The 17148-nt window shown below is 68.6% G+C and carries 11 protein-coding genes; 6 read left to right on the forward strand and 5 right to left on the reverse strand.

Translation table 11 applies throughout. The features are described from left to right. Positions 1-31: 31 nt before the first annotated feature. From G6N67_RS26950 to G6N67_RS26970, 5 genes are all read left to right on the forward strand, one after another. Positions 32-898: a siderophore-interacting protein gene (locus G6N67_RS26950; RefSeq protein ID WP_036436670.1), complete on the forward strand. Its 867-nt coding sequence runs from the start codon at positions 32-34 to the stop codon at positions 896-898. Positions 899-922: 24 nt separating this feature from the next. Further along, positions 923-2083, forward strand: a complete 1161-nt coding sequence (locus tag G6N67_RS26955; RefSeq protein ID WP_036436672.1) for a lactate 2-monooxygenase — start codon at positions 923-925, stop codon at positions 2081-2083. Positions 2084-2160: 77 nt separating this feature from the next. After that, positions 2161-2841 (forward strand): hypothetical protein, encoded by a 681-nt coding sequence (locus G6N67_RS26960; RefSeq protein WP_036436674.1) that lies wholly within the window; start codon positions 2161-2163, stop codon positions 2839-2841. 9 nt (positions 2842-2850) lie between these two features. Then, positions 2851-3675, forward strand: a complete 825-nt coding sequence (locus G6N67_RS26965; RefSeq protein WP_036436677.1) for a DUF5995 family protein — start codon at positions 2851-2853, stop codon at positions 3673-3675. 6 nt (positions 3676-3681) lie between these two features. Further along, positions 3682-6033: an AAA family ATPase gene (locus G6N67_RS26970; protein ID WP_036436678.1), complete on the forward strand. Its 2352-nt coding sequence runs from the start codon at positions 3682-3684 to the stop codon at positions 6031-6033. 8 nt (positions 6034-6041) lie between these two features. On the opposite strand, the gene G6N67_RS26975 is transcribed toward G6N67_RS26970, so the two are convergent. From G6N67_RS26975 to G6N67_RS26995, 5 genes are read right to left on the reverse strand one after another with little or no spacing between them, the layout of a single operon-like run. Further along, on the reverse strand, positions 6042-7298 hold the full coding sequence (locus tag G6N67_RS26975) for an HNH endonuclease signature motif containing protein (RefSeq protein WP_036436681.1): 1257 nt from the start codon (positions 7296-7298) through the stop codon (positions 6042-6044). A 47-nt stretch (positions 7299-7345) separates the two neighbouring features. Next, on the reverse strand, positions 7346-8740 hold the full coding sequence (locus G6N67_RS26980) for a HEAT repeat domain-containing protein (protein WP_036436684.1): 1395 nt from the start codon (positions 8738-8740) through the stop codon (positions 7346-7348). Beyond that, entirely contained in the window at positions 8737-15597 is a 6861-nt protein-coding gene (locus G6N67_RS26985) for a hypothetical protein (protein ID WP_036436686.1), read from the reverse strand. The genes G6N67_RS26980 and G6N67_RS26985 overlap by 4 nt, the downstream gene beginning before the upstream one ends. Further along, entirely contained in the window at positions 15584-16123 is a 540-nt protein-coding gene (locus tag G6N67_RS26990; protein ID WP_036436689.1) for a hypothetical protein, read from the reverse strand. Before G6N67_RS26990 ends, G6N67_RS26985 begins: the two co-directional genes overlap by 14 nt. Further along, a complete protein-coding gene (locus G6N67_RS26995; protein ID WP_036436692.1) occupies positions 16120-16665 on the reverse strand; it encodes a hypothetical protein in 546 nt (181 codons plus the stop codon). Before G6N67_RS26995 ends, G6N67_RS26990 begins: the two co-directional genes overlap by 4 nt. Before the next feature lie 114 nt (positions 16666-16779). Between G6N67_RS26995 and G6N67_RS27000 the strand changes: the two genes are divergently transcribed. Then, entirely contained in the window at positions 16780-17058 is a 279-nt protein-coding gene (locus G6N67_RS27000; protein WP_163642303.1) for a hypothetical protein, read from the forward strand. The last annotated feature ends 90 nt before the right edge of the window (positions 17059-17148 follow it).

The raw sequence follows: 17148 nt of genomic DNA on the forward strand, positions 1-17148 counted from the left end.
TCATTGGTCGGAGCTGAGTTTTGGAGGCGGTATGGCTGGACGTCCGGTGCACACGTTCGAAGTGGTGCGGCGTGAGCAGTTGTCGCCGCACATGGTGCGGCTGGTCCTTGGCGGAAATGGGAGCGACGGCGGCTTCGGGACGTTCAACCCGAGCGAGTTCACCGATTCGTACGTCAAGCTCGTGATCGTTCCGGCCGACGCCGATGTCGCCGCGCTGCCGCGACCGCTGACCCTGGACAGTTTCGGTGAACTGCCCGAGGCGCAGCGGCCCACCGTCCGCACCTACACCGTGCGCGACGTCGATGGTCAGCGTGGCGAGATCACCATCGATTTCGTCGTACACGGGGAGCTCGGCACGGCCGGGCCCTGGGCGGCCGCGGCGGTTCCCGGGCAGCCCGTCTACCTGATGGGCCCGGGCGGTGCCTATTCGCCGGACCCTGCGGCGGACTGGCATCTGCTGGCGGGCGACGAGGCCGCCCTGCCGGCAATCAGCACCGCACTGGAAGCCCTTCCCGACGACGCGATCGGCAAAGTCTTCATCGAGGTCGCCGGACCCGACGACGAAGTGGAGCTGACCGCCCCGGCGGGTGTCGAGGTGACCTGGGTGTACCGCGGTGGCCGGGCCGACTTGGTGCCCGACGACCGCGCGGGAGACCACGCCCCGCTGATCGCCGCGGTGAAGGAGGCGGCCTGGCTGCCGGGCCAGGTGCAGGTTTTCATTCACGGCGAGGCGCAGACCGTCATGCACAACCTGCGGCCCTACATCCGCAAGGAACGCGGTGTCGACGCCAAGTGGGCCTCCTCGATCTCCGGTTACTGGCGCCGCGGCCGCACCGAGGAGACTTTCCGGCAGTGGAAGGCCGAACTGGCAAAAGCGGAGTCCGCCACGGGCAACTGACCGGGGGATGGCAGGGTAGCCGTCATGGCATACGGCGACTACCAACTCGAGATCTACCTGCAGGGTCTGGCAGGCGTGCTGCCGACCCTGCCGATGGACTACGCGGGGCTTGAGGCCAAGGCGCAGGCCGCGATGCCTGCGTCGATCTGGTCGTACGTCGCAGGCGGCGCGGGCGACGAACGCACGCAGCGGGTCAACCGCACGGCGTTCGACCGTTGGGGCCTGATGCCGCGGATGTTCAACGCACACCGCGAGCGCGACCTGTCGGTGGACCTTTTCGGACTCAAGCTGCCGTCCCCGTTGTTCATGGCGCCGATCGGCGTTCTCGGCATCTGCGGTCAGGACGGCCACGGTGATCTCGCCGGTGCCCGGGCTGCCGCGCGGACCGGGGTGCCCATGGTCCTGTCGACCTTGACCGAGGATCCGATGGAAGACGTCGCCGCCGAATTCGGCGACACCCCAGGGTTTTTCCAGCTCTACACACCGACCGACAAAGAGCTGGCCGCGAGCCTCGTGCAGCGCGCGGAGGCCGCCGGTTTCAAGGGCATCGTGGTCACGCTCGACACCTGGGTTCCGGGCTGGCGCCCGCGCGACCTGGCGACCTCGAACTTCCCGCAGCTGCGCGGCAAGTGCCTGGCGAACTACACGAGCGACCCGGTGTTCCGTGCGGGCTTGCAGCAGCCACCCGAGGAGAACCCGCAAGCCACCGTGCTGCGGTGGGTGAGCCTTTTCGGAAATCCGCTGACCTGGGATGATCTGCCGTGGCTGCGGTCTCTGACCAAGCTGCCGCTCATCGTCAAGGGCATTTGCCATCCCGACGATGCGCGGCGCGCCAAAGACGGTGGCGTGGACGGCATTTACTGTTCCAACCACGGCGGGCGGCAGGCCAACGGCGGCCTGCCCGCGATCGACTGCCTGCCCGGGGTGGTCGAGGCCGCCGATGGGTTGCCGGTGCTGTTCGACTCGGGTATCCGCAACGGTGCCGACATCGTCAAGGCGCTCGCGCTGGGCGCCACCGCGGTCGGGGTGGGCAGGCCCTACGCGTACGGCCTGGCCCTCGGCGGTGCCGACGGCATCGTGCACGTGCTGCGCTCGCTGCTGGCCGAGGCCGACCTCATCATGGGTGTCGACGGCTACCCGACGTTGGCCGACCTGACGCCGGATACGCTGCGCCGCGTCGAGTAGCACCCAGAACTCGGGTAGTCGGCTACTCGCGCGTTCGGGGCTCCGGCCGGGCGACCATGGACGCCTGGAGGTGCGCGATGGACTATGGAGTGCCCATTCTGATCGCCGTGCTGGGCCCGTTGGTGACCGGACTGGTCACCGCAGCGGGTATCGCGTTGGAACGGCGCCGAACCGAGCATGACCTCGAAGTCCGGCGCCTGAGACTTGTTGAGCTGGCCCGCAATCAGATCGAGGCCGTCCAACCGTTGCTCAACTCGCCGAGCGCCGACGGGGTGGGAACGGACAGCCGGGAACGCGCCAACAGCATCGTGGTGTCGGCCCTGGACTCACTGCTTCATGCCCAAGCCCTGACCCGGCAGGAAGAGACCCTGCAGCAGCGCGCCGCCAAGGTGGTGGAACGCCACAGCGGCAGCGTCACCAGTGAGTTGCTTCTCCGGCGCCCGTTGCGCAGCCCCGGCGCGCGGACCCTGCGGGTGATCTACTACCTGGCGTTCACCTGGGGCGGTCTCGGACTTCTGTTCTTCGGTGCGTCGGTGTTCACCCTTCCGGGTGCCGGTACCGACGCGGCCTCGGTGGTCGGCTTCGCGGTGTCCTTCGTCCTCACGGGCCTGCTGCCGGTGCTCCTGCTGCGCAAGGCGGTCCTCGGGTGCGAGCGACGGTACAGCGAACGCAAGTCCACGCGACACGAGGTGCCGCCGCCACCTCCTCCTCCGCCGGCGCCGTATCCGTACCATCCGATGCTCAGCCAACCGCGGTAGGCGCCCCCTATGGACCAACTCCCGCCCCTGCCGCGCGCGGCGACCTTCGACGACGTCATCGGCGCTCTCGATGCGGTGATCGCGTGGTCAGTCGAACAGTCCAGTCGCCTGGGCTATTTCGCCGCGCTGTACAAGCGCATCACCATCGCGGTGCGAACCGCGGTGGCCGACGGCGTGTTCGAGGATGGTCCGCGGCTGCAGCGGCTCGACGTGGCGTTCGCCAACCGGTACTTCGACGCCGTCAACGGACACTTCCACCCGGGGAGGTTCCCGAAGCCGACCCGGTCCTGGCGCGTGACCTTCGACGCCGCGGACTCACCCGAGCCGATCATGTTGCAGCACATGTTGGCCGGGATCAATGCGCACATCGGTCTCGACCTCGGCATCGCCGCCGCGGCGCAGTTACCGCGGGCCCGATTATGGGAACTGCAAACGGATTTCGACCGGATCAATGCCGTGCTCGCCAGCCAGGTCAACGGCATCGTCGTCGACATCAACGAACTGTCACCGGCTTTGGCCGACGTCTATGCGGTGCTGATGGACAACCAGATCTTCCTGATCAACGAGGCGGTTCGGACACTGCGGGACGACGCGTGGCGATTCGCGACCTTGCTGGCGCTGCAACCGGGTTTCACCCGACCGTTCGCGATCCGTATCCGTGACCATCACGTTGCGGGGCAGGGGAGCTTGATATACCGGCCGCCCGGTGTTGTCGGTCTGATCCAGTGGGCGGTCAACGCCGTCGCGGCTAGGGAAAGCCGCGATGTCGTGCGCAACATCAAAGTGCTGGATGAGATTGCTTGTGCACCAGCACCTATTGCCACGGCATTGTGACCGCCTATGCTCAACAGATGGCACGACGACATGGTCCCATCGGTGGACCGTGACGAGCCCCTTGCCGAGGCGCTGCGCCGGTTGGACGCGCGCCTGCTCAGTGTTGTCGATGAAGAGGAACACCGCGCTCACACCCTGACGGCTGAAGGAGCCGATGGGTGGGACGGTGTCCGCAACCTGATCCGCCCGTCCGTGGCGCGGCTGCGCCCCACCGCCGGGCAGTGGGATCCGCTGGTTCCTGTCATGCCGTCGCCGTTGCGCACCTTGTCCGACGGATTGTGGCTCGAGGACGTAGAACTCGAAGCCGTACTCGTCGCGCTCGCCCCGCATGTGGAGCCGCGTTACTCCGCGGTGTACGGGCTGCTGCAGGACGATGTCCGTCAACCGCTGGCCACCGAACGCCTGCTGTACGCGGTCCTGGGACGCGACCCCGTCCGGATGGCAACGCTGGCCGAAAGTCTCGGGCCTGCAGGGCGTCTCACCCGCAGCGGCGTCCTGACCCAGGTGCACAAACAGGCCGCACCGTTGGCGCGGGCGTTCGACCTGCCCGCTGACGTGGTCGCGGCGCTGCTCGGCGGCGCCCGGCCGCCCGTGACCGGTGCTGCCGGCCAACGTTGGGTCGCTGGAACAGGAGCCGGCCCCACGTCGGCGGTGACCGTGGTGCACGGCACCGGGGACCGGGTGGAGCGGGCACTGGCGTTGGTCGACGGTATCGGGGTCGTGGTGCGGCCGGGTTCTGCGACCGCCGAGGCGGTCCGGTCGGCGTGGCGCGTCGGTCTGCTGGCCGGTGCCGTTCCGGTGATCGACCTTGGGGCGTGCGAGGATCCGGCACCGATCGTCGCCGAGGCCGTCGAACTGGTCACCGACCTCGGTGGCCGCGCGATCCTGCTCACCAGGGAGCCGTTGCCGATCGCCGCCGCGCACGTCGAAGCCACCGCGCCCACCTGGGCCGAACGGCGGGCAGCGTGGTTGTGGGCCACCGACGGCACTTTGAGCGAGGCCGACGCCGGCCGGCTCGCGGCGCGGCACCGCATCGGTGCTGCCGGGATCCGCCAGATCGTCGGAAGGGCCGTTTCGCGGGATGTCGATGAACTCGATTCTGCAGCAGCAGGATCCGGTGTCGAGGCGGTGCGGCACAGCAAGCGGGTGGTGCCCGGCCGGTCGCTGGATGACCTCATCTTGCGGGACACCACGCGAGACGCGGTCGAGCGCCTGATCTACTACGTGGCGCACCGCGACGAAGCCGGCGAGGCCCTGGGACTGAGTTCTCGTTTCCCGGTGGCCACCGGACCGGTGGTGCTTTTCGCGGGCCGGTCGGGCACCGGGAAGACCGCCGCGGCCGAAGCGGTGGCCGCCGCGGTGGGCCGCCCGTTGCACACAGTGGACCTGGCCCAGTTGATGAGCAAGTACGTGGGGGAAACCGAGAAGCACATCGACGAGGTGTTCACCCAGAGCCAACGCACGTCGGCCGTGCTGCTGTTCGACGAGGCCGACACGCTGTTCTCGGCGCGTGTCGAGCAGGCGTCGAACGCTGGCGAGCAGTTCGGCAACATGCTGGTCGGCTACCTCCTGCAGCGCATCGAGCGGCACGACGGGCTGACCATCCTGGCCACGAACCTGCGCGGCGGCATCGATGAAGCGTTTCTGCGCCGCTTCCAGTTCCGCATCGAGTTCCCGCTACCGGCCGACGACGAGCGGATCCGGATCTGGGATCTCATGTTGCCGCCCAAGGTCGCCCGCGCCGACGACGTGGACTTCGCGGCCCTGGCCAAGGCGCACCGGTTCACCGGCGGCGACATCCGCAACGCGGCGCTGCGGGCGATCTTCCTCGCGCACCGGCGCGGCGAGCCGGTGCGCCAGGCTGATCTGGAGCGTGCTGTGGAACTGGAACTCCTTGAGATGGGCCGACTCTCCCGCCATGACGCTGGCGCAGAGGCCGACCGGGGCCAGCTGATGCGCCGCACGCTAGACGCGCTCGAGGACGTGCTGGGCAGCGCGTTGCGGGCGCGGTTCCGCAACGAGATCCACGTGGTCCACGGCGCGCCCACTCCGGACAATGTCGGTGCCCGCAGGCCCGCGGTGTCAATGGCACTGTTCCGGCTCGCCGCACGGCGCGGCAACGCCGGGCTGCGGACCGGGTTCATCGTGTCGGCCTGGTCCCATCGTCCTGAGGAGGAGAGCGAGCTGCTCGGTGTGGTGCACGAGGTGCTCAGCGAGGCGACGCTGCCTGCGGTGCACGGTCGCCAGACCCACTTGCGCATCGCCGAGAGTCACGACTTCGATCTGCTCAACCGATTCTGGAGCAGTCACGGTCAGGCGGTTCGGCCGTCGCTCGTCGTAGACGTCGAGATCGACTGAATCCAAGCCTAATTGGTGCTTGGTGGTGGTTGCGGTTGGAATGGGGTGTACCACCACCATTGGGCGCGTTCACCGGTGGGCCCGGAGTATGGCGGGACGTCGGGTGGGGGTGTGGTCGGTGGGCGGGCCAACGAAGCCCTGGTCAATGGTCGGCCTGAACTGTCGGTGATGGTGAGGCGGTGGGCGGGTCCGATAATGGTGATACCACCCTGATGATGTAGCCGATGGTGATACGGACAGAGCAGGACGAGGTTGTCAAGTTCGGTGAGACCGCCATCCTCCCAATGGTTTACGTGATGAGCATGCAGACCACGGGTCGCCCCGCAGCCCGGCACAACGCAGCACTTGTCGCGATGCTCCAACGCGCGGCGTAACCGCCGGTTGACGGTACGGGTGGCCCGGCCGGCGCCGATGACCTGACCGTAGCGTTCGAACCACACCTCGCACGTCGCGTCGCAGAGCAGGTAGCGGCGGTCGGCGTCGGACAGCAGCGGACCCAGGTGCAGAGCGGCGATGCGCTGGGCGAGGTCGAGGTGGACGACGACGGTGGTGTGCTGGCCATGCGGCCGGCGCGCTCCATCGGTGTCCCATCCGGCCTCGATCAGGCTCATGAAGGCATCGATGCGGGTGGGGAACGGCTGCGCCTGCTCTGAAGCCCGCTCACCGGTATCGGTTTCGTGGTCGCGGCGCCAGTCGGCGATCAGGGCGTCGTGGTGGGATTGCAGGCCGGCGTCGAGTTTGGCGGCTTCGACCCGTGGCAGGGTGATGCGGTAGGTGGTGTAGTCGTCGTGCTCGTCTTTGGTGATGGCGCGGCGCGGTTCGGGCGGTATCTCGGGCTCGGGGCGGGGTTCGAGTTTGATCGCGGTGCGCAGTTGACTCACGGTGGCGCTGGCGGCGAACTCGGCGTAGTGCTCATCGGAGCCGTCGGCGGCGCGTTCGGCGATCACCCCGACCTGATCCAGTGACAGCCGGCCCTCGCTCAGCGCCTGGGTGCACTGCGGAAATTCGTGACGGCGGCGCGCGACAGCGACCATGGTGTCGGCGTTATGTGGGGTGATGCCGGTTTTCCAGGCCACGAACGAGGACAGGGAGCGCGCACCGGTCATTCCGCACAGTTCGTCGCGTTCGATCTCGGCGACGATCTGCACCAGCCGACCGTCGATCGCGTTGCGTTGACCGCACAGCCTGGCCATCTCCTCACACAACACCTCCAACCGCTGCACCGGACTCACCCCGGTAGCGAAAGATGTTGCCGTCGTGGACATGACACTATTCTCGCAAAAGGGTCTGACAAATCCGGACGCGCCGATCACTACAGCGGGAAACGCATCGCGAGCCGCACCGGCAACAGCTCATCGGGATCGGCCGGGTGCACCACGCCCAAATCGGCCGGGTCAGCGCAGCGCCCTTGGCTCAGCCGCTCCCGCACTCCTGGCACCGCGAGTGCGCCCCAAGGCGATACAGCTATGGCCGGTGCGACGTTGCCGGCCGTGAAGCACCGGCCGTCGGGCCCGCGCAGCGCCGCCTGCCAACGCTGCGGATCGACCACCTGCAGCGGCACGTCTTCCCGCGCTGACAGCCGGCCTGCGAGGTTTTCGGCCATGGTCTCGTCGACGAGATACGGGTCGGCATCCGCGCCGTCGCACGTCAATCCCAGCTTTCGTGCGGTTCCGATGTCCACCGGTGCTGATGTCATGACGAATGCCTCCGGGCAGGCCCTCTGCAAGCGCCCTTCGCTCCACAACCAGTGGCGGACCGACGGGATCAGACACACCGGAATGCCCGAATCGCGCAGTCGTACCCCGGATTCCGGGGACAGATGAGTGGGCAGCCGCTTCGGTGCCGGGACATCGATCACAGGTTCGGCCAGCGCGAACAGCAGTAGGCTCTCGCTGTCGAACGGCTCATCGACCCGCAATGGGCGGCCAGCCCGAAGGTGCTCGCGGGCCGATCGGACCGGACCGGACAGCGTGTCGGGAACGGTGAGATGCTCGACCGTGTCCGCGACCTCGTGTGTGCCGAGGCGGGCGGCGACCACGGCTGCCGTGGCGCGGACTTCGGGATCGTCATCCGCCAATCCGGTCCGCAGCGCCTCCAGGGCCCCGGAAGTCGCGCGCCGGCGGTCGACCCCGATCCAGCGCAGAACCTGGCGCCGGTCCTCAGTCGCCATGAGCGCCAGCAGCACTGACTGCCCGGGGTGTGACGCCCGCTGGGCACGCCACCGGTCGAGCGCGGCGGTGACCAGTTCAGGCAGTCGCCACGCGACGTCTCGGGCGACTTGGCGCACCAGCTCATCGGGATGTGTCGATGCGAGCTCGCGCACCCGCCCCAGCAGCGGCACCCACACCAACGCTTGAACGCCCAACAGCCCCCGGAGAATTCGCTCGGTGTCGGTGGCATCGAGTAACTCCACCAGATCTGCTCCGTCCAGATGCGGCACGCTGGTGAGCGCGGCCAGCACGTCCGGGTTTCCGTGGGCGACGATCGTGCGCAGCCCGACCGGAGGCAGTAACTCATATTCCAGATCGGCCCCTGACGGATGTCGGTAGCGCACCCATTCCGGCTCGCCGGGAAGGGTCGGCAGCTGCTGGGACTCATTGGCCCACTCCCACCCGAGCCGCACCAGGTCATCGCGCACGGCTGCGTACGGACGTGCGGGGTCGGGGAGTAGGCGTAGCACGGCGTCCAGCCCGGGAGTGGCGGTCATGGCACGAAGGGATCGCCGAGTGTCACCGGGTCGCCGACGACTTCGCGGAAGCGGGTGCGGGTCGCTCCGTCGGCGTCGCGGAAAGTCTGGGCGTAGATCCGGCGCACCACCACGTTCTCGACGGTGCCGTCCGGATGGACGACCCGCACCGGCTTGCCCGGATTCTTGATCGCTTCGTCGAGGGCTTCGGTGATGTTGCGGAGATCACGGTCGCTGAGCGCGGCATCGGGCAGATGTCCGCGCAGCCAGTCCGATCCGAGCTGCTGAATGTCGGGGTCCGACGACATGGTCTTGAGGCGGCCCGCTCCCTCAGGTGCCCTGGGGCTGATGTCGGCGGTCGCCTTGGCGTCGCCCAACAGGTACTCGGTCACTCCCGGCCGCTCTCGGCTGACAATGAAGTCGATGTCCTGCTGTCCCCGCCGGCTCAGCAGGGCCCGCTCGAACGCATCGAGAGATGTGACCTGACGAGGGTCGAGTGTCCGGCCCAGCGTCTCGAATCCACCGTCGAGAAGGTTTGCCACGGAATCGAGTTCACCGAACAGGCCGATCCGGCTCTTGATCAGCGGATCCGTCGGGTCAACGAGTGGGATGGTCTTCCAGACCTGGTCGGCGTAGAAGAGGGAGCCACGGCGCTCGATCCCGTCGACGAGCCCGTTCAACTTGACAGCTTCAGCATTCAGCGCCGCCAGCTCCCGGGCGAGTTTGGCGCGTTCGACGTTGAGTCCACTCACCTGCGACGGGTCGGCCCGATTGCGGGCCACCATGTTCTCGTTCCATTTCTCGGCGATGGCGCTTTCGCGCTTCTGAACGTCGGCGAGCTTGGCGCGCAGGTTCTTCAGCTCCTCTGCGTCGGCCGCCGATCGGCGGACCAGGGCCTCGTACCTGTCCCAGAGGTCGGGGTTGTCCCGCGCGAGTACGTTCTCGTAGACCTCGTCCTGCATCGCGGTCAGCCGTTGGTGGTACTCGGAGGGCGACTCACCGGGTCGTCGATCGAACAGGGCCGCCTCCTGGGCCCGCCTCCCTTCCGTGGGCACTGCCGCGTACTGATCAGCGAGCTTGCTCTTGAGGGACTCGAGGTTGGCCGCCTCGTTGGTGCTCAGGCCCCCACGTTGTCGACCGCGTGCTTCGAGCCCTTCGATCTGCGCGCGCAGATCGGTGACGGTCTGGCGTTGCCGGACGATCTCAGGCGGCGCCGCAAGGCGTTTGGTGTCGGCGGTGGTCTTGCGACTCCGGGCCGGCGGAGGGCGTGTCGCAGGCGGGGCCTTGGCGAACAGCCGTGCCGGCTGGTCCAGCCACGGGGGTTGCGGGAGTACACCCCAGGCCATCAACTGGCGCTGGAACGGGCCGATCCGACCCATGTCGCGGGCCCGCTTGTCGAGGTTGTCGAGCGTGTCCCTCGCCCTGGCCAGGCGTTCGGCCAGTCCAGGGTCGTCGACTGCACGCCCTGCCCGCTCCTCAAGGGCGGCAACGACATTACGTTGCGCCTCGAGTTCGAGGTCGAGTTTCTCCTTGTACAGCACCAGTTTTTCGCGGACGTCGAGGCTGCTCCAGCGGCTCATCACGGATTCGTCGAGGCGCGCGACCTTGGGCCGCGTCTTCGGGTCGGCGGCCTGCAGCAGGTGGAACCCCTCTTGGGCGATCTCCAGTGGGTCGGCGCCCTGTTTGACGATCACGGTGGGCCGGCCGTCCTTGACGACGACGACGGCGTGCCCGGTCTTGCTGCCGGTGAACTCTTCGAACCGCTTGGTGTCCCACATTTCCACGGGGTGGTCGGCGACCACGGATTTCTGGCTCACCGGCAGCAGATCGGCGATGTTGTCCCGCAACCGTGCTTCGAGTCGCGCCTTGACCTCGGGGTTGTACTTGGCCTGCAGCATGACCAGGCCGTCGAGATCGCGCTGGAAGTCCGCGTGGGTCCGGTTCGGGTTGAGCTCGAAGTACCGGGCTTCCAGGTGGGCGTGCTCGGCAGTCCCGGGTACCAGGTCGACCAGCCGGCCCTGGATTGCCGGAACGTTGCCGGGCTCAGGCACGTGCACGCTCTTCGGGCCGCGCAGATTGGTCAGGCCGCCGATCGTCCCGCTGGCGAACGTGCCCATGCCGACGCCCATCCCCACGCCGGCGAGCATGTTGAACAGCGGATTGCCTTCGGTCCAGGTCTTCTCGTCGAGCGCCGTACCGAGCACCGCGGTCGGCAGGGACTGCAGGAATCCCTCGGCGCCTTCGGCGATCGCATGTGCCGCAGCGCGTTTCAGTGTCGTGCCCTCGGCCATCCGGCCGAGGGTGACCAGTACGCCCCGGCCGGTGGTCCCGGCAGTCTTGGCCGCGGCTGTCGCGCCCTTGAGCAGCTTGCCACCGAATCCGGCGGTCGCCGCCGACACCACGGCATCGACGACGCCGAGCGCGATGTCCACACCCAGCTCGTCGGTGCCGTATGCGGCGCCCTTCATCGACATCTTGGTGGCGATGCCCGCGGCGGCACCGAACAGTGATGCGGCGCCTGCGATGAGGGCCGCGCCCGCGAACGAGCCGACACCTCCGGTGGCGACGGTGATCACCACGGCGGCGACGATCGTGACGGCCATCGTGACGATCTGCGCGGCGAGCTCGGTGCGTTGGTCGACCAGGAACCGGTGTGTCTCGATGCCGCTGGTGAACGCCTGAGTGCCCTGGTCGAGTCGGGCCTGCGCCCACATCTTGCGCGGATCGTCGTCGGGAAGATCCTTTGTCTGCTCGCGTTCCTTGGCGGCCGCCTTGAGGTCTTCGAGCCGCTGTTCCAGCACCAGGTACTCGTGGTTCTTCACGGTCTGGACCTCGCCGGACTCGTCGACATAGGTACTTTCGCCCCCGGAACGCCGTTCGAAGTCCAGCTGTGCGGTGGCCTTGGCGACCATCACGGCCGGATCGTCGGGCTCGCCGCCGTAATCGTTGTCGACCAGCAGGTCGTTTTCCAGGCGGCCGGACGTCTCGTCGTGGATCAGATCCTTGATGGTGCGGGTGGTGCCGGTCTTGCTCTGCCAGATGGATTGCAGCGCATCCTGTTCGGCCTTGGTCTTCTGCTTCTTGATGACGCGTTTGAACTCGTCCTCGTCGGTGCCCGCCCCCTTGGTCGCGTACTCGAGCACCTGCCAGTCCTCGAGGAAACCACCCTGGTCGTACAGGGTCACGCCCTTCTCCTCGTCGACACCCTGGGTCAGGTCGATGATGGTGTCGCGGAAGCTCTCGGTGCCGCCGGTGTAGTTGGTCTCGAAGTAGCTGCCGAGTCGGCCCATCGACGCCTTGCCTTCCTTCTTGGCGGTTTGCTCGGCGGTCTTTTCGAGCTCCTTCATCTCCTCCTTGTTGGGGCCGCGGCCGTTGTGTTTGGCCGCGAATTCGACCAGGGCGTCGCGCCGGGCGTTGTCGTAGGCACGCGAATACTGCAGCGCGAGAACCTTGTTGATGGTCTCGTCCTTGGCGTAGAACCCCGTGCGTTCGATCTGGATCTTGCCCGCGTCGGCCCGCGTGAGATCGCCGGTCGCCAGACCCATCACCAGATCGCGGCGGCCGGCCCAGTACTGCTTGGCCGCTTCACGTTGCGCGGGATCCCAGATCTGATCGGTCGGCGGGTTGAACGACTTCTCCAGATCGTCCATGAGACCACGCTTGGTGTAGCCGGCATACTCGGTGGCCATCTTGCCCGTGCGGCGCGCGATCTCGGCGTTGATCTGTTCGGTCTTCCAGCCCTTGGCGTCGCCGTCCTGAGTCGCCTCGTCGCGGACCCGCGTGTAGACCTGCTCGATCTTCTCGTGGTCGGGGCCCCAGAACCCTTCACGGGCCACCTTGATCTCGATGGCGTCGGCCTTCTCCTTGTTGCCCACCCAGAGTGCGTCCACGATGGCCCGGTCGTCGCCGCGCAGTTCCCTGGCGAAGTCGACCACGAGCTCCTTGCCGTAGAGCCGCTTGTAGGCGTCGGCGATCGCCTTGCGTTGTTCCGGAGTCTTGTTGCGCAGCGTTTCCCGGATGAGGGTCTGGTCATTGCTGAACACGCGTCCCATCGCGTCGGCGAGTGCGGCAGCGTCCGCCGAGGCCTGCTGGTCGTCGAAGCCGTACTGCACGCGCTGCAGGTCGGTGCCCGACAACTCGGATTCCATCCGCTCGTCGAGATCCTCGTTGTGCGACGCCTTGTAGACGCCGCGCACGGCCTTGCTCTGCTCCAGGCTGAGCCCGCCCTTGACCGCCGCGAAGGCCTTGTCCTCGTCGGTGCCCCAGGTGTGCTCGAAAGCCTGCCACAGCTGGTCGGCGATCGTGGCCGCGCTGAACCCCGGCTTCTGCATGGCGCCGATGATGTCGAGCTCTTTCCAGTACGTGACGTTGTCGAGCGCCAGCACCTTGTCGCGGATGTATTGCTGCGCAGATGATTTGCGTTGCCTGCGGAGCCGGATGGCAAGCATGGACGCGAGCAGCAGGACGGTGTCGCCCTTCGCGTCGCCTTCGGTGAAGTAGGCCTGCATGAGCTTTTGTTCCTCGGCCGTCATCTGCCCGAGGAGGTCTTTGCCGTCGCGGTCGAGCTTCTCCATGCCGCCGAGCTTGAGATCGTTGATCACCTGCAGCGTGCCGCCAAGGGCGGCGACGGTCTCGTCGGTCTGCGCCTGTTCGAACGCCTTGTTGTCCTGCTTCTTGGTCATCAGGCCCTGCAGCCATTCGGCGATCAACGATTCGAGCCACCCGCGTTCACGCCCGATACGGCCGTCGGCCCACTTGCGGGCGGTCTCCACCCCCTCGTCGCGCGCCTTGTTCATCTCGGTGGTCCAGCCGTCGACGGTCTTGGCCAGGTCGGTCCGCAGCGCGAGCACGGCCTTGTCGACTTCTGCCCGCCGCTCTTTGACCCATTGCTGCAGAGCGGGATCGGTGAGTTCGGTGACCGCAGGTTTCGCAGGTTCGGCTTTCGCCGGTTTGGCCGGTGCCGGGGGCGGCTCCTTCTTCTCGCGCTGCTCCTGGTCGGCGACCGCGGCCTGTTGGTAGGCCGTGTACTGGTCCTCGCGGGCGCGGTTGAGATCGCGGTCGCGGACCTTGCGAATCCCGGCCCACGCCGTGGTGTGGGTACTGGCGAACGTCCGCAGTTCCTCGCCGATCCTGGCTTCCTCGGCCCGGACCGCGGTGGGATCGACACCGCCTTTGGCCTGGGCCGCCATCGAGTCGAAGTGCCGCTCCCAGGCCTGGAAGGACGCTTCGGCCATGGACTGTGCGCGGGCACCGGCCTCGGTGGCCCTGGCCACCTGTTCCTGGGTGGCCGTCGCGACCTCGACCGCATGCGCCTGGTTGCCCTTCTCGAGCTCCTTGGCCCGCTCGACGACGGCGGCGTCGAGCGCGGCCTTGCCGATGGAGGCGGCCTCGGCCACGCGTCCGAGTTCCTGGCGGAACCACAGCGCTTCCTGTTCCTCCTGCTCTTTGCCGAGGTCTGCGAGCCTGCCGCTCAAGGGTTTCGGGTACGCGGTGGCGCGCGCATCTTTCAAGACCTCGGCGCCCATGCCTTCGGCCTGCAGGTACACCCGGGCGAGCACCTTGGTGATGTCGGCGCGATGTGGTTCGGCGATGGTCGGTGTCGGTAACCGCTCCGACCCGGTCAGGGTCTGGCCCTCGCCGGGTGCCGGAGCTGGCGGACCTTGGGCCAGGGTCTCGTTGACAGCCTTGACCGGGGTCTTCGAGCGAGCCCCCTTCTTGGTCTTCGGGGACGGGGGCGGGGCGGGCGGAACCTTCGTATCCACCGGCGGCCCTGCGACATTCGGCAGGAACCCGTTCGGGGTGGCGATCAGTTTGGGTAGCTTCTGGTCGGGCAGCTTGCGCACCGCGAGATCCTTGAGCCGCTGGGTGGCGGCCGGTATCGGATCGGGTGCCGGGACGCCGGGTGCCTCCGGTAACGGTTTGAGCGGCCTGGCCTCCAGAACCTTCTTGGCCTCCAGCGGAATCTCTTCGGCCTTCTTGCGCAGTGCCTGGGTACCCGCGCCGCCGACGGATTCGATCGGCTTGCTGTACGTCCCGGCCGGCGCTGGTTGAGGGCGCGACATCGTGGCCGCGGCAGTCTGCACCCGGCCCTGCCACGCCGCGACGTCGTCGGACGCCGCCCCCTCGGTGTCCGGCGACGCGGCGGCGGTCGGCAGTTCGGCGGCGACGGCCGGCGGCTGCTCCGGGCCTGCCGGCTCCTGAGCCTGCGGATTCTCGCGTTCGGCCCCTTCGACGGGCGTCGAGGCTTCGAGTTCGGCCTCGACGCCGGCGACAGCGCGTTCGGCGTCGGCGGCCGCCAGGTCGTCCGCGGGTTCGGGCTGGGGCGACGTCAGCGGATCGACCTCGCGGGGTTCGACACCGCTGCGGCGTACCGCTTCTCGGCGTGGTCCGGAGTTCTCCAGCGCGGGTGCCGACACGGCGCCACCGCCGAGGTAGCGCCGATTGCCGTGCTCGACCGATTCGGTCGACAGTTCCAGGGGTGCGGGCTCGGCGGTGACGTCGGCTTCCGTGACGACCGCGCCCGGGGCAGCATCGGGCGTGCCGGACACCTCAGCGGGGTGGTCGGCCGGGCCGCCGAGCTCGCCCGCCGCTCCCGCGAGGGTGGACCGGTGGTCGGTCGGCATCCGGGGCGGGATCGTCGGGCCGCGCCGCTGGACCGTGCCGGGCGCGGGCATCGGCACGGCAGAGGAACTCAGCAGCCGATTCGCGGCGGCGGCCTGCGCGGGCCGGTAGCCGTCGGCCAGGTGGGTCAAGGCCGCATTCGGTGAAACCGTTGCAGTCGGGGCCGAGATGGTCTCCTCGGCCGCCCGGTCCGCATCGGTTTCGGCGACGCGGGCCGTCGACCGCGTCGTGGTGGCGAGGATCCTAGTCGGCAGCACCGGGCCCGTCCGGTCCGCGCCGTTCGGCCACCGCGGTCTCGGCGGTCAGGATGGTCCGCTGCCGGACCGAACTCGCTTGATCGGCACCGGTATTGGTGCGGCCGAACACCCGCACGCTCACCCGCGCCGGGCGGTCGGACGTCAACCGGACCACGGCTCCCGAAGGCCCGACGGGTTCGACTGGCCCCCGCCAGTTTGCCGTCCAGCCCGCCTCGAGGCCTTCGACGACGACGGTGAGCTCGGCCGAGTCGGTGCCCGGGCCGACGATCGCGGCCGCGGGTGCCGGGGCCGGTTCGCCGATCCTGGCCCACCGGTACATCAGCACAGCGGCCAACCGTTGCGTTTCGGCGTCACCCAGGTCATCTGCCAGCGTCATGACGGCGCCGGGTACGGCCAGGCGCCGCAACGACTCCGCCACATCTGACCAGCGCTCGTCGGCGAGCACCGTCGACCAGTTCACGGTGAGGTCTTCGGCCAGCCCGGCCACGACCCGGGCCAGTTCGACGGGCGCAGGCAACCCGGTCATCGCGACCTCCGCAACGTGCGGTCGAGATAGCGTCGCTGGAGCTCGGACTGCATCGCGGATGCCGTGGCGGCCGGCAGTCGCGCCAGAGCCCGGCGGGGGCCTCGCACGCCGGGGAGCGGTGGCGGACCGGGCTGATCGACTGCGATGAATGTCTCGCCGGCCGCAGGTGTTTCGGCGACCACCTCAGGGGTTGGAGAGAACTCGGTGGCACCGTCGCCACCCTCGACTCCGTCGATGACGAGATCCACCGGTTCGGCCGGTGCGGCGGCGGCACGTGGGGCCGTGCTGGCGGGTTCGGCTCGGGCCGAGACGGGGCATGGTGCCAGATCCTGGGCGGGTGGCGGCTCGAGCCTGGGCGTCGGCCGGGGCGTGGGCAGCTGCGGTGCAGTGGACGCGCGCGGTGGCAGCAGGGTGGCGGCCGTCGGGGGCGCCGGTGGTGCGGGTTCGACGGGTACGGCGACCACGACCGGGGCGGGCGGCGGTGTCGCAGGCGCGATCGCCGGCTCGGTCGGCAGTCGCGGGACCGGCGGTCCGGGAGCCATCGGTGCGCGGACTTCGGTTGTCGCCCCGGCAATTCGAAGCTCGGGTGCGGGACCGCGGTGGTGTGTTGCGGTGGCCCGCGCGGTGTCGGGACCGGCGGGCGGCGGGGCGGGGAGATGGCAGATTCGACGGGGCCCGCCGAGACCGCCGGGCCCCGGGCCGGCGGTACGGGTGGCGGTGCGGTTGCCTGCGCGCTGTTCGGAGCGCGGGCCGGCGCGGGTATCGGCAGTTCGGCACGCTCCACCCACTCGACCTCCGGTGCGGCCAACGGCGCGACCACCTCGGGTGCCGTGCGTGTTGCCATCCATCCCGAGCTCGATTGCCGGGCAACCGGATCCGAGCCTCGCGAGCCGGTCGGCGGAAGCGGCGGCAGGACGGCAGGCGGCAGCCGGTAGCAGGTAGCCGGCCTGGCGGCCGCGGGGTGCAGCATGCGGTCCAGCTCGCGCAGAAAGGCTGCGACGCGGTACAGGTCGGCGGGGGCTGCG

Origin of the sequence: Mycolicibacterium mageritense (assembly GCF_010727475.1) — a bacterium.
GTDB lineage: Bacteria > Actinomycetota > Actinomycetes > Mycobacteriales > Mycobacteriaceae > Mycobacterium > Mycobacterium mageritense.